The following is a 13,854-nucleotide window of genomic DNA, read 5'->3' on the forward strand; positions in this document are numbered from 1 at the left end:
ATGATCCGGTTCCAACTACTCGGCCCGATCGAGGTGACTCGCAACGGTCAACGGCTCGCGCTCGGCGGATCCAAGATCCAGACCGTACTGGCAACGTTGTTGCTGTCGCGGAACAGGGTCGTGTCGGACTCGACCTTCTCGGAGATGCTCTGGCGGGGCGAGCTCCCGAGCACCTCGAACGCGCAGATCCAAACGTATGTGTCCCGGCTCCGCAGCCAGCTCGGCCCTCAGGTCGAGCTGGTCCGCCAGCGTGGTGGCTACCTACTGCGCGCTCCGGAGGCGTGGGTGGACCTCGACGAGTTCAGGGCTCACTCCGCCACCGGGCACGCCGCGCTCGAGGCCGAGCGGCACACCGATGCGGTGACCGCCCTACGGTCCGCCCAGGCCCTGTGGCGCGGCCACGCCCTAGTGGGTGCCACTGAGTATCTGACCGAGGTCGAGCAGCCCCGGCTGGAGGAGGCACGGCTGGCCGCGAGCGAGGCGCTGATGACCGCCGAACTTGCCTGTGGCAACCATCATCGAGTGGTGTCCGAGCTGACTGCGATGGTCAGCCGGCACCCACTGCGCGAGAACGTCCGCGGGCTTTCCATGCTCGCGCTCTACCGCTGCGGGCGGCAGGCAGAGGCGCTGGCGACGTTCGACGCCTGCCGCCGGCACCTGGCCGAGGAGCTGGGTATCGACCCGCGGGACGAGCTGAAGGCGCTGCGCCAGGCGATCCTGGAACAGGACCCGACGCTGGCCGCGCCTGCGGTCATCATCGAGGTGACCGGTCGTCCGTCCAGCCAGCCACCGGCGCAGCTGCCACCCGCTCCGTCCGACTTCACCGGCCGGACGAGCGAGTTGCAGGAGCTCGACGCCGTACTACGCCCTGGCGGGGGTACGGCGGCCGTCGTCGGGTTGGCCGGCACCGGCAAGACTGCCCTCGCACTACGGGTGGCTCACGCCGTGCGGGACGAGTTCCCGGACGGGCAGCTGTATCTCGACCTGGCCGGAAGTACGACCGACCCGATGGAGCCCACGACCGCCTTCGCGACGCTGTTGCGCTTGCTCGGGGTGCTCGACGCCGAACTGCCGTCCGAGGTGGCGGAGCTTGCCCGGCTGTTCCGTCAGTTCGCAGCCGAGCGCCGGCTGCTGGTCGTACTGGACGACGTGGCGGACGAATCGCAGGTTCGTGCGCTGCTGCCGGGTGGCACCAGGACCAGCGTGCTGATGACCTCGCGGCGCCGGCTGACGGCGCTGGAGGGAACCACTTGGATCGGACTGCGTGGATTCACCTCGGCCGAGGCGGAGTCGTTGCTGCAGGCGCTGTCCGGTCAGGTCGACCCGGTCACCACAAGAAAGTTGCTCGCAGCAACAGATCGGTTGCCTTTGGCCGTCCGGGTGCTCGGCGCCCGGCTGGCCGCGAACCCCGACCTGACCGTACGGCAGGTCACTGCGCGGCTCACCGACGAGCCGTTCGGTCAGCTGCGGCTCGGTGATCTCGACGTGGGCGCCAGGATCGAGGCGAGCTACGCAGGGCTTTCACCAGACCGGCGCCGGGCGCTGCGGCTGCTGTCACTCGGTTTGGCCGACCCCTTCTCGGTCTGGCAGGCCGCCGTCTTGCTCAACGCCTCCCTGGTGTCCGCGCACGAGCTGCTCAACGGGCTCGCGGACCGGCACCTCGCCGAGCTGACCGGCGACCGGACCGGCCGGCTCGACCTGTACTCGATCCACCCGCTGGTACGGGCGTACGCCCGTGACCGTGCCTTCGCCGAGGACCCCCCGCACGAACGGAGCGCGGCGCTCGAGCGGATCCACCAGGGCTCCCGGCTCTGGAACCCCGCCGCCTGACGACCGAACGGACGCCGATGACCACCTGGTTGCACCGCTTCAGCACGCCCCCTTCCGTCGGCTCAGCCGGTTCACGAGTGGCAGTGAAGGACGCGATCGACGTGGCCGGCGTCCCCACCACCGCGGGTTGTCCCGCCGTCGGGGATCATGCCGAACCAGCCGTGGTCGACGCGCCGGTGGTCGCACGGATCCGGGCGGGCGGTGGCGTAGTCGTCGGCAAGACCAACCTGACCGAGCTCTGCCGGCCGCCGGACGGAGTGAACCCGTGGACCGGTACAGCGCGCAACCCGCTCGACCGCAAGCTCGTGCCCGGCGGCTCGTCCAGCGGTTCGGGCGTCGCCGTGGCGGCGGGTGAGGCCGACCTAGCGATCGCCACCGACACGGGTGGCTCGAGCCGAATCCCTGCGGCCTGCTGCGGCGTCGCCGGACTGAAGACGACGGCTGGCCGGCTCCCGCTCGACGGGGTGTTCCCGTACGCGCCCTCGCTCGACGTGGTCGGCGTGCTCGCCCGCGGGGCGGAAGGGCTGGGGCAGGCGATGAGTCTGCTCGAGCCCGGGTTCGCTCCGGCGCCGTACGCGGGCCGGATCGGGCGGCTACGGATGCCGGAGATCAGCATCGATCCGGTGGTCGACCATGCCGTCGACGCCGCCCTGGCCCGGTCGGGTTACGAGGTGGTCGACGTGCCGCTGACCGGCTGGTTGCGGGCCGGGGTGGCCGCCGGCCTGATCATCACCGCGGAGGGGCACGTCGCGCACCGGCATCTGCTGGACGGCGGCCGGATGAGCGACCGGGTCCGGGACTGGATCGAGCGCGGCAAGTATCTCGACGACGAACTGATCGCCGACGCACGTCAGCTGGGACGGGCGTTCCGTGCACAGCTCGATGCCAAGCTGGCGGAGTACGGGGTGCTTGCCCTGCCCACGTTGGTGTCGTTGCCGCCGCGGCTCGGTGAGGAAAGCCGCTTCGACTTCCCCGCCTTGACCGCCCCGCTCAACCTGACCGGCCACCCGGCCGTTGCGATGCCGGTCCCCTTGGCGTCGTCGCCGGTTCCGGCCTCCGTGCAGCTGATCGGCCCGCATCACGCCGAAGCCCAACTGCTGTCGGTGGCCGCAACTCTTCCAGGCTTGTAAGACACGGGCGGGCCCCGCTGCTACGGGGCCGCCCGCGTCGGCTAACTACCGCACCAGTACGTGAGCGTCCTGCGGCCGAAGGTCACGGGACGCTCGCAGGTCGCGGAGCGAGAAGGTGCGCTGCAGCCACCGGTCCAGCCCGTCGTACCGCGGCGTGAAGCTGGTACGGCCGTGTACGGCGACCCGGTTGTCCACGATCGCCAGGTCGCCCGGCTCCAGGTAGATCGTGGCAGCGGTTGCCGCCAGCACCGTCTGCAGCTCGAGCATCGCCTGCTCCGCCTCCGCTCCGAGCGGCTTGGTCGCGGCGAAGTCGACCAGCAGATCCGGGTCGTCGGGGGCACCGGTGAGGATGCTGTGCGGTGCTGACTGGTCGCCCTCGGCACCGAACGACGGCGGCGGCGCGGTGATGTAGTCCGGCCGGAACAACGCCTCCACGCACTCCTTGCCGAGCTTGCTGAGCGCAGTACGGATGCAGGCGACCCGCAGGCCGGCCACCTTCTCGTGATCTGCCCGCAGGCAGAGCAGCAGTACGTAGTCGGGTTTGTGCGGGTGAAACGCGTTCTCGTTGTGGAACGACAGCAGTACAGAGCCTTCGTTGCCCTGGAACTGCTCGTTGCCCGGCACCGGTACGACGTCGTGCACCAACGCGCCCGACTTCTCGGCCAGGTAGGCCGCTGGGTCGCCGAGCCCGCTGGCGACCAGGGTCAGCAGAGCGGCGGGAACCGTTCCCTCCTTCTGCACCGACCCGCTTACGGCCGGGGTGTCCGGTACGGCCCGCTCGTCCACCGGCAGGCCACGGACGAGCATCGAACCGGTCTCGCCTGAATCGCGGCGGAACCGGGCCAGCGTCTTGCGCAGACTGGCCGGCAGATCGTGGTACCCGGCGGCCGCGGCCTCCACCCAGGAGTGGGAGTTGACCCAGCCGTCACCGGCCGAGACGACACCGCGGGCGACCAACTCGGCCATCTCGCGTTCGTCGGGTGCCAGCTCGAGCATCATTGAGTTCATCTTCGTGCTCCTTCGGATGTCCAGCTGTTCTGCAGCTGGTGCGTTCGAGTCAGTCGGCGTAGCCGCCGAAGTCGAGCAGCAGGCGGTCCTGCTCGGCCTGGCTGAGTTGGCCCAGGACGGCGACGTCGGCGTCCGGGTCGGTGGTCAGCTGTTCCAGCAGGTCGACGTACCGGCGCAGGTGCTCCTCGGTCTCGGAGCGGCTGAAGGCGTCCGGCCGGGCGTCGAGGTTGAGCTGGATCCGCTCAGGGCCCGGGAAGACGCTGAGCCGTAGAGCGAAGTGGGTGTCGTCGCGGGCATCGATGTGGACCAGCCGGACGCCGTTCACCGACAGGTTCATCAGGCCCGCGTCGAGCGGGTAGTTGAAGATCGAGATGGTGCTGTCGTAGAGCGGGCCGATGCCGTGGCCGGCCTGGATCTCGGCGGCCCCGAGCTGGTGGTGTTCCGACAGCGCCGACAGCTCCTCCTGGATCCGGCCCAGCAGGCCGGCCACAGTGCCGCCGGTCCCGGTACGGACCCTGATCGGGATGGTGTTGACGAACAGCCCGACCATCGTCTCGACCCCGCTGACCTCGGGCGGCCGGCCGGACACGGTCGTTCCGAAGACCACGTCCTGCCTGCCGGTCAGTCTGGCCAGGAACAAGCCCCACGCCGTCTGCAGCACAGTGCCGACCGTCACGCCGGTACGGCGAGCTAGCGCCGCGACGGCCTCCCCCAGCTCGGGGGTCAGCAGTTCGATCACCCGCTCAGGCGGCACCGCGTTTCCGTCGGTCACCTCCGGCGCAACCAGCGTCGGCTCGGTCAGACCCGCCAAGGCGTCCTTCCAGGCAGCGCGGTCGGCCTCCAGCTCGTACCGGGCGAGCCACTCGAGGTAGGAGGTGTACGGCGCCACCGCCGGCAGCTCGGAGCCGCCATAGGCAGCGAACAGCTCGCTGAGCAGCACCGGGACGGACCAGCCGTCCAGTACCAGGTGGTGGTTCGTCACCACCAGCCGGTGGAGTTGGGCGCCGAGCTTGACCACGGTGAACCGGACCAGCGGCGGCCGGGCCGGGTCGAACTTGGCCAGCTGCTCGTTCTCCAACAGGCGAAGCAGTTCCGCCTCCTGGGTCAACTCGTCCAGCGAACTCAGGTCCACCTCGGTCCATGGCATCTCGAGCCGCTCGTGGACCAGCTGGTACGGCGTACCGGAGGAATCGTGCGCGAAGCCCGCGCGCAGAGTCGAGTGCCTGACCAGCAGGTTGTCCGCGGCCCGGTGGAGGGCCGGTACGTCGAGCGGGCCTTCCAGGTCCAGCCAGATGCGACCGGTGTAGAGGTCGATACCCTCCTCGGCCAGCATCGCGTAGTACAGGAAGCTGTCCTGCAACGTCGTGACAGGGAGGATGTCCTCCAACCCCGGGTACGCCGCCTCCAGTTGCTCGATCGCCTGCTGATCGATCCGCACGAGCGGGACGTCGGACGGCGTCCGCCCGGTCGCCCCGCTGCGTACCAGGCCGTCGAGCGCCTCCCACCACAGCTCTCCCAGCCGACGGACGTCGTCGGCCGTCAGCACTTCCGGCGCGTAGACCCACTCGGCATGGAGCGTCGGACCGTCGGGTCCGTCCAGCACCATCGCGTTCAGCTCGACCGGGTGTCCGAGCGGCATCCGCGGATCGGCGCCAGGGACGAGGTCGGTGCGGATCAGGGACCAGTCACCGCCCTCGGAGCCGCCGGCGATCCGGCCGAGGTAGTTGACCTGGAGCTGCGCCCGGCCGGTTGCCGGCGTCCTGACCTGCTCCTTGACCGCCTTCAACGTCGCGCCCGGATCGTTGCCCACGGCACTCAACCGGACGGGACGGACCTCGGTGAACCAGCCGACGGTCCGCGACACGTCAGCATCCGGTACTACGTCGCGTCCGTGCCCCTCGAGGGCGACCAGCACGGAGTCGTCGTCGCGCCACTGCTTCAGCGCGAGCGCGAGCCCGGCCAGCAGCACATCGTTGATCCCACCGTGCACGGCCTGACCGACCCGCGACAGCAAGGGCTGAGTGGTGTCGGCAGGAAGGATCAAGGCGATCCGCTCAGCGGCTCCGGCTGTGTCGATCGCAGGATCCAGCGCGCGACGACCCAACTGCGGTTCTGCAGCTTCATCGTCGTGGTCGGTCGCCGATACCCGAGCACTCCAGGCGGCGAACGACGTGCCCACTGGATCGAGCGGTCGGTCCTGCCAGGCAGCCAGCAGGTCGGGCAGCAGAATCCGCCACGAGACGCCGTCGACGGCCAGATGATGGACCATCAGCAGCAGCTGTCCCGATGCCGACGGCCCGGCGTCGAACCAGACCGCCTGCAGCATGATTCCGTCGTACGGCGCCAGCCTCGCGCGGGCCGCTTCGGCCTCGGCGACCTGCCGGGCCTCGACCGCCGCGGCGTCCAGCCCGGTGATGTCCACCCGGGTCACCCAGGCGGCCACGTCCACTCCGGAGGGGCGCTGCTCGACCGTCCACGGTTCGCCCCGGCATACCAGGAAGCGCAGCGCATCGTGATGGTCCACGACCTTCTGCAGGGCCGTCGTTAGTCGTTCGAGACCGAGCGCGGCCGGGACCTGGACCAGGACGGACTGCTGGAACCCGGACCAGACGTCGCCGGTCGCCGCAAGCTTCGACTGCAACGGCGTCAGGGTCACCGGGCCATCGGCCGGCGCCTCGACGACGGGCCGCGACTCCTCGACGGTGCAGACCCCGGCCAGCCGGGCGACGGTCTGGTGGCGGAACACATCGCGCGGCGTGAAGACCAGTCCTGCCTTGCGGGCCCGGCTGACCAGCTGGATCGACATGATGCTGTCGCCACCCAGATCGAAGAACCCGTCGTCCGGACCCACCTGCGCCACTCCGAGCACCTCGGCGAACAGGCCGGCGAGCGCCTCCTCGACCGAGCCGCTGACCGAGGCCGGGGCCGCCGTGGCGGCGACCGGGGCCGGCAGCGCCGACCGGTCCAGCTTGCCGTTGGGTGTCAAGGGCAACGAGTCCAGCCGGACGATGACACCGGGCACCATGAACTCCGGCAACGCCTCGGCCAGGTACGAACGCAGGTCGTCCTCGCCGGTCGCCACCACATACCCGATCAGGCGCTGGTCGCGGACGACCACCACCGCGTGCCGGACGCAGGGATGAGCAGCCAGCGCGGCCTCGATCTCCCCGAGCTCGACGCGAGCGCCGTTCAGCTTCACCTGGTCATCGACCCGGCCGAGGATCTCCAGCCGGCCGTCGGCAGTCCATCGCACCTGGTCACCGGTGCGATACAGCCGCCCCCCGCCGAACGGGTTCGGCACGAACCGGGCCGCGGTCAGCGACGGCCGCCGCAGGTAGCCGCGGGCCACACCGGCGCCGCCGATGAACAGCTCGCCGCGCGATCCGGCCGGCACCACCTCGAGGTTCTCGTCCAGGACGTACAGCGTGACGTTGTCGTGCAGCCCGACCTGGCCGTCGACGGCGGCGATCGGGATCCGGTGCAGTCCGGCGACCGAGGTCACCCGGTACGCGGTCGAATCGATCGCGGTCTCGGTCGGCCCGTACTGGTTGTAGAACTCCACCCAGGGCATCCGGTCGAGCACCTTCTGGGCCAGCGCGACGGGCAGTTCCTCGCCACCCGAGAGCAGTACCCGAAGCGACCGGCACTCCTCCAGGCCACCGTCCGCGAGCATCACCGCCAGCATCGACGGCACGAAGTACACGTGGGTGATCCCGTGCTGCTGGATGGTCTCGCGCAGGTACGCCGCGTCCAGATGGCCGCCGGGTCGCGCCAGGACCAACCGGGCGCCTTCGCTCAGCGGGCCGAAGATCTCGCCCACCGACACGTCGAACCCGGTCGGGATCTTCACCAGCACGGAGTCGTCGCGGGTGTAGCGCATGTACGCCCGCTGGGTCCACAGGAACCGGTTGACCGCACCGCGGTGCGTCGCCAGCACGCCCTTCGGCTGTCCGGTCGAGCCGGACGTGTAGATCAGGTAGGCCACGTCGTCGGGCCCGGTCAGCGGCTCCAGTTCGTCGTCGGGGCTCTGCCGCCACTCGGCCGAGTCGATCAGCACGACCCCGGCGTCGGACTCGGGCAATGCGGCGACGAGGTCGCTTCGGCTGATCACCAACGCGGCGTCAGCGTCTTCGACCAGGTACGCCAGCCGGGCTGGCGGATAGTCCGGGTCGAGCGGCAGGTAGACGCCGCCGGCCTTCAACACCGCGAGGGCGGCGATCACCAGGGCCGACGAACGGTCCAGGTGGACGCCGACGACCGAGTCCGGTCCGACGCCCAGCCCCCGCAGGTGCCGCGCCAGCCGACTGGCGGCGGAGTTCAGCTCGGCGTAGGTCAGTGTGTCGCCGAGGTCGACGATCGCAACCGACGACGGTGTCCGGGCGACCTGCTGCTCGACCAGACCATGGATGGTGGTCCAGTCCGCCGCACGAGTGGTTTCGTTGCGCTCGGCAACCAGCAGGGACAGCTCGGCGGCGTCCATGATGTCCAGCGAGCCGATTCGCCGGCGCGGATCCGCGGCGACCTCGGCCAGCACCCGGCAGTACCGCTGCACGAGTCGCTCCGCCGTGGCGTGGTCGAACAGGTCGAGTGCGTATTCCAGATGCCCCGAGAGCCCGTCGCCCTCGCGCAGCGAGAGCTGCAGGTCGAACTGCGCGATACCGGAGTCCACCGGTGCCTGCGTCACGGTCAGCCCGGGTAGTTCGATCGCCGCGGGCGGGTCGCTCTGGAACGGCATCATGATCTGGAACAGCGGGTGCCGCGCCGACGACCTGACCGGGTTCACCAGTTCGACCAGCCGTTCGAACGGCAGGTCCTGGTGCGCGTACGCCGACAGGTCGGTTTCGCGTACCCGGGCCAGCAGGTCCTCGAAGGTGGGGTCGCCAGAGGTGTCGGTTCGCAGTACGAGCGGGTTGACGAACATGCCGACCAACTCGTCCAGGGCCTCGTCGGTGCGCCCCGCGTTCGGCGTACCGATCGGGATGTCCGTGCCTGCGCCGAGCCGGGTGAGCAGCGCCGCGAATGCGGCCTGCAGCAGCATGAAGAGACTGACCTGGTTGTCCTGCGCCAGTCGTGTCAGCGCACCATGCAGCTCAGGCCGTACGGATACCGGTACGACGTCGCCCCGGTTGCCGGCCACTGCCGGCCGCGGCCGATCCGTCGGCAGCTCCAGCTGGTCGGGCAGACCGGCCAGTTGCTGAGTCCAGTAGTCGACCTGCCGGCTTGCGCGGCTGTCCGGGTCACTCTCGTCCCCGAGCAGATCCCGTTGCCATTGGGCGTAGTCGGCGTACTGGACGGGCAACTCCGTCCAGGCCGGCGCGCTGCCCGCGGCCCGGGCGGCATAGGCGGTCGTGACATCCCGGGCCATCGGCGTTGTCGACCAGCCGTCACAGGCGATGTGGTGCACGGTGACCAGCAGGACATGGTTGTCCTCGGCAACCTGGAACAGGGCGGTCCGCAGCGGCGGCTCGACACTCAGGTCGAAGGCGTACGCCGAACCTTCCGCCAGTTGCGCGGCGAGATCATCGGCCGGCACCACATCCAGCGACACCGAAGGTGGCAGGACCACCTGGTGCGGGGTGCCGTCGTTGTCGGCGAAGACCGTCCGCAGCGTCTCGTGCCGCTCGACCACGTCGGTCAGCGCGACCCGCAGCGCCGCAACGTCGAGCTTTCCTTCCAGGGTTACCGCAAACGCGTTGTTGTACGTCGCTGACGGCCCTTCGAAGCGGTTCATGAACCACAACCGGCGCTGAGCAAAGGACAACGGCACCCGCTCCGCTCGCTCGTACCGCGTCAGCGAGGGGCGTTCCGGCTCCGAACCGGTCAGCTGCGCTGAGAGGCCCGCCACCGTGGGCTGCTCGAACACCGCACGGACGCCGAGATCGACACCCAACGCAGCCCGGATCCGGCTGGTCAGCCGGGTAGCGGTCAGCGAGTTGCCGCCCAGCTCGAAGAAGCTGTCGTCGATACCGACCCGGTCGAGGTCCAGCAGTTCGGCGTACAGGCCGCAGAGGATCTCCTGCTCCGGCGTCCGCGGGCCACGCGAGGTGACCAGCGCGCCGAAGTCCGGCGCCGGCAGGGCCTTGCGGTCCAGCTTGCCGTTCGGCGTCACCGGCAAGTCGTCGAGCTGCATCACCAGACTCGGCACCATGTACTCCGGCAGCCGGGCGGCGACCGCGGCCCGCACCGCGGCAGCGTCGAATTCGATGCCTTGAGCAACCACATACGCGACGATCCGCTGGTCGCCGGCCGAGCTCCGGTGCACCACCGCGGCAGCCTTGCCGATCCCCGGTTGGCGGAGCAGGGCCGCCTCGACCTCGCCGAGCTCGATCCGGAAGCCGCGGATCTTCACCTGGTCGTCGGAGCGGCCGAGGTACTCCAGCACGCCGTCGGCGTTCCACCGGACCACGTCACCACTGCGATACATCCGGCTGCCGGGGGCGCCGAACGGGTTGGCCACGAACCGCTCGGCGGTCAAGCCCGGCCGGTTCAGATAGCCGCGGGCCAGTTGGACGCCGGCCAGGTAGAGCTCACCCGCGAACTCCGGCGGAACCGGCGCGAGGTTGTCGTCCAGCACGTACACCTGGGTGTTCCAGACAGGGCGGCCGATCGGTACCGAGCCGGTCGGGGTCTCCTCCCCCGGGCGCAGTCGGTACTCGACACTTCCGACAGTCGCCTCCGTGGGCCCGTACTCGTTCACCACAGTCACGTCCGGGTGCGCGGCACGCCAGGCGGTCAGCGCGCCGCCGGTCAGGTTCTCGCCGCCGACCAACAGCTCGCCGGTGCCGAACCGGTCGCTGGGCCACTCCTCCAGCATCGGCAGGTGCGTCGGCGTCGCCTTCAGGAACGTGACGGCGTCCGAGCTGTCGTCCACCGCGCCCACCTGCACGCAGCCACCACTGACCAGGGCACCGAACATCGTGGTGACCGTCAGGTCGAAGGTTACGGGCGAGTGCAGCAGCGTCTGGCCGCCGAGGCCGGGATACGCCTGGCCGACCCAGCGCAGGTACTGACCGAGAGCGCGGTGCTCGACCACGACCCCCTTCGGCCGCCCTGTCGAGCCCGAGGTGTAGAGCAGGTACGCCGGGCTGCCGGGCGACACCGCGACCTCTGGCCTAAGCCCTGTGGCCGGCAGTGCCTGCAGGAGGTCCTTGGTCTCGGCCGAGTCGAGCAGCAGTGTCGTTCCGTCGAAACCGACAGGCGGCGAGCCGGCGGCCACGAGTACTGCGGGCTGCGCGTCCTCCAGCACTTGCCTGGTCCGCTCAGCCGGGTGATCCAGCCCCAACGGAAGATAGGCGGCACCGGACTTGACCACGGCGAGCAGCGCGACCAGCAGTTCCGCGGAACTCGGCAACGCGACGGCGACGTACTGCTCGGGCCCGGCACCGTGCGCCAGCAGCAACCGCGCAAGGCGGTTTGTTTCGGCGTCCAGCTCGGCGTAGGTCAGCCGACGGTCGCCGTCGAGGACCGCGAGCGCGTCCGGTACGCGGGCGACCTGTTCGGCGAACATCCGCGGCAGAGTGGTCGCCGTGTGGCTTGCGTGCTGCCAGTAGGAAACGTCGATGGAGGCCTCGGTCGGCCCGTACAGGTTGTGCAGCGGCACGTCCGGCAGCCGGTGCCGGAACTCCTCGGCCAGTTCCGTCGGCAGCGTCTCGCCGGAACAGAAGACGCGGCGCAGACCGGTGCAGTCACCAGCGGCCGGCTCGGCCAGGAACCCGGCAAGCATGGACGGCACGAAATGCACCGTGGTGACGCCCTCGTCCTGGATCAGCCCCGCCAGGTACGCCGGGTCGCGGTGTCCGTCCGGCTTCGCGATCACCAGGCAGGCGCCGACCTGGAGGCCCCAGAAGAACTCCCAGACCGACACGTCGAAGCTCATCGGCGTCTTCTGCAACAACCGGTCGCTCGCGTCCAGCCGGTATTCGGACTGCATCCACAGCAGCCGGTTGACCACCCCCGCGTGCGGGACCAGTACGCCCTTCGGACGCCCGGTCGAGCCGGACGTGTACATGAGGTACGCCGGGTGCTCGGGCGTCAGTACCGCGGTCCGCTCCGCGTCCGTCGGGTCAGTGTCCGGCTGCGCCCCGACCAGCTCGTCCAGCTCCGCGCCGGTGAGCAGGACGCGAACACCATCCGGTACGACACCGCCGGCCGAGGTGACCACGAGTGCGGGATCCGCGTCCTCGAGGATGAAGGCGATCCGCTCGCTCGGATAGCCCAGATCGATCGGCAGGTAAGCCGCCCCGGTCTTGACGATCGCGTACATCGCGACCAGGAGGTCGAGCGACCGCGGCAGCGCGAGGCCGACCACCTGCTCCGGCCCGACCCCCTCCCCGATCAGGTGGTGCGCGAACTGGTTGGCCCGCCGGTTCAGCTCGGCGTACGTCAGCTCGGTGTCCTCGTAGCGGATCGCCACGGCCTCCGGAGTACGCCGGACCTGCGCCTCGAAGAGGTCGGCCAGGGAGCGGGTGTCGATCGGTGTGGAGGTCTGGTTCCAGTCCACCAAGACCTTGCGGCGCTCCTCCGGCGAGATCAGCTCGACGTCGCCGACCGCTCGGTTCGGCTCCGCCACGACCTGCTGGAGGAACCGCAGGAAGCGGGTCCGGTGGCTGTCCAACTCGTCCACGGTGTACCGGTCCGCGCTGCCGTCGAAGTCGACCCGCAGCCCATCGCCGCCGTCGTACACCGCGATGGCGAGGTCGTCGACGGCACCGTGCGACAGGTTGTGCAGCGTGGTGCGGTGGCCGCCGAACCGCAGGTCGTGGTTGAAGGCCATCACGTTCAGCATCGGGCCCTGCAGGCCGGAGCCATCGGCGGGGATTCCCAGGTCCTGACGGATGTCCTCCAGGCGGTACCGCTGGTGCTTGAGCGCACCGCGCAGCGCCTCGGTGATCACAGGGACCAGCTCGGTCAGGCTCTGCCGTGGCCGCACGGTGACCCGCAGCGGGACGTGGTTCGAGAGCATGCCCGGGGTGGCGAGCGCGAGCCGGGTGGTCCGCGCCGCGACCGGCAGCGTCAGGACGAGGTCGGTCAGACCAGTCACTCGGTGCAGGTACGCGGCGGTGACCGCGATGGACCACACCGACCAGTGCGCACCGGCCGACCTGGCTGCCTTCCGCAGCGCGTCGGTGCCCGCGGCATCCAGCCTTCCGGAGCTCCGGTGCGGTACCTCGTCCGACCGGTCCGGCCCAGCCGCGCGGCGGCTGAGCCGAACCGGATCGGGCAGGTCGGTCAGCTGCTCCTGCCAATAGTTGCGGTCGGCAACGAATGTTTCGGAGTCCCGGTAGTCGCGCTCCTCGGCGATCAGCTCGGACAGAGTTCCGAACGGGCTCTGACCGAACGGCCGGGCCTGCAGGAGGTCGTCGTACAGGTCGGCGAGCCGCTTGGCCATCAGGCCGCCCGAGTAGCCGTCGAAAGCGACGTGGTGACCGCGCTGGTACCAGATCGACAGGTCCTCGGCGACGGCGAACAGCACAGTGCTGGTGAGCCCGCCGGCGGTCAGGTCCACCGGCCGGGCCAGATCTGCCCGCATCCAGGCGAAGGCCGTCGCGCGCGGGTCGGCCTCGGCGCGGACGTCGACATGCCGGACCACCGGCTCGGCCGGCTCGGCGCGCAGGTCCTGCCACAGGGCACCGGCCGAATCGTTGCCGACAGCATGGATTCGGGAGGCTTCGGCCTCCGCGGCGAGCCGGCGCCAGGCCTGCTCGAAGCGCTCCGGGTCGACGGGCCCGTGAATCTCCACGCACTCGCCGATGGTGTAGCGGTGCCCGGACTGGTCGAGCTGGTGGGCGTACCAGAGGCTCGTCTGGGCGACCGACAGCGGCAGACGGACGATCGAATTCTCAGCCATGGTCCTCATCGCACGATCGGGTGGCGCACCTTCGACGGA

Annotated in this window: 4 protein-coding genes; 2 read left to right on the forward strand and 2 right to left on the reverse strand. The window is 70.1% G+C overall.

Going from position 1 to position 13,854, the window contains the following annotated elements; genetic code table 11:
• Window positions 1-1,830, forward strand: coding sequence for an AfsR/SARP family transcriptional regulator (locus tag A3ES_RS45825; protein ID WP_020384969.1), 1,830 nt, complete (start codon window positions 1-3; stop codon window positions 1,828-1,830).
• Between the two features lie 17 nt (window positions 1,831-1,847).
• Window positions 1,848-2,960, forward strand: coding sequence for an amidase (locus A3ES_RS0101355; protein WP_020384970.1), 1,113 nt, complete (start codon window positions 1,848-1,850; stop codon window positions 2,958-2,960).
• A 45-nt stretch (window positions 2,961-3,005) separates the two neighbouring features.
• Here the strand turns inward: A3ES_RS0101355 and A3ES_RS0101360 are convergent, their stop codons facing one another.
• Both A3ES_RS0101360 and A3ES_RS0101365 read right to left on the reverse strand, forming a co-directional pair.
• The gene (locus tag A3ES_RS0101360) at window positions 3,006-3,968 is read right to left on the reverse strand and encodes a TauD/TfdA family dioxygenase (RefSeq protein WP_020384971.1); all 963 of its coding nucleotides are present in this window, start codon (window positions 3,966-3,968) and stop codon (window positions 3,006-3,008) included.
• A gap of 49 nt (window positions 3,969-4,017) precedes the next feature.
• Entirely contained in the window at window positions 4,018-13,815 is a 9,798-nt protein-coding gene (locus A3ES_RS0101365; RefSeq protein ID WP_020384972.1) for a non-ribosomal peptide synthetase, read from the reverse strand.
• Window positions 13,816-13,854 lie beyond the last annotated feature (39 nt).

The sequence above is a fragment of the Kribbella catacumbae DSM 19601 genome (genome assembly GCF_000372465.1).
In the GTDB taxonomy this organism is placed as follows: Bacteria; Actinomycetota; Actinomycetes; order Propionibacteriales; family Kribbellaceae; genus Kribbella; species Kribbella catacumbae.

Excerpts from the sequence above, each read along its gene's own strand:
- A3ES_RS0101355 (WP_020384970.1), top strand. The coding sequence starts at position 1,848 with ATGACCACCTGGTTGCACCGCTTCAGCACGCCCCCTTCCGTCGGCTCA.
- A3ES_RS0101360 (WP_020384971.1), bottom strand. The coding sequence starts at position 3,968 with ATGAACTCAATGATGCTCGAGCTGGCACCCGACGAACGCGAGATGGCC.
- A3ES_RS45825 (WP_020384969.1), top strand. The coding sequence starts at position 1 with ATGATCCGGTTCCAACTACTCGGCCCGATCGAGGTGACTCGCAACGGT.
- A3ES_RS0101365 (WP_020384972.1), bottom strand. The coding sequence starts at position 13,815 with ATGGCTGAGAATTCGATCGTCCGTCTGCCGCTGTCGGTCGCCCAGACG.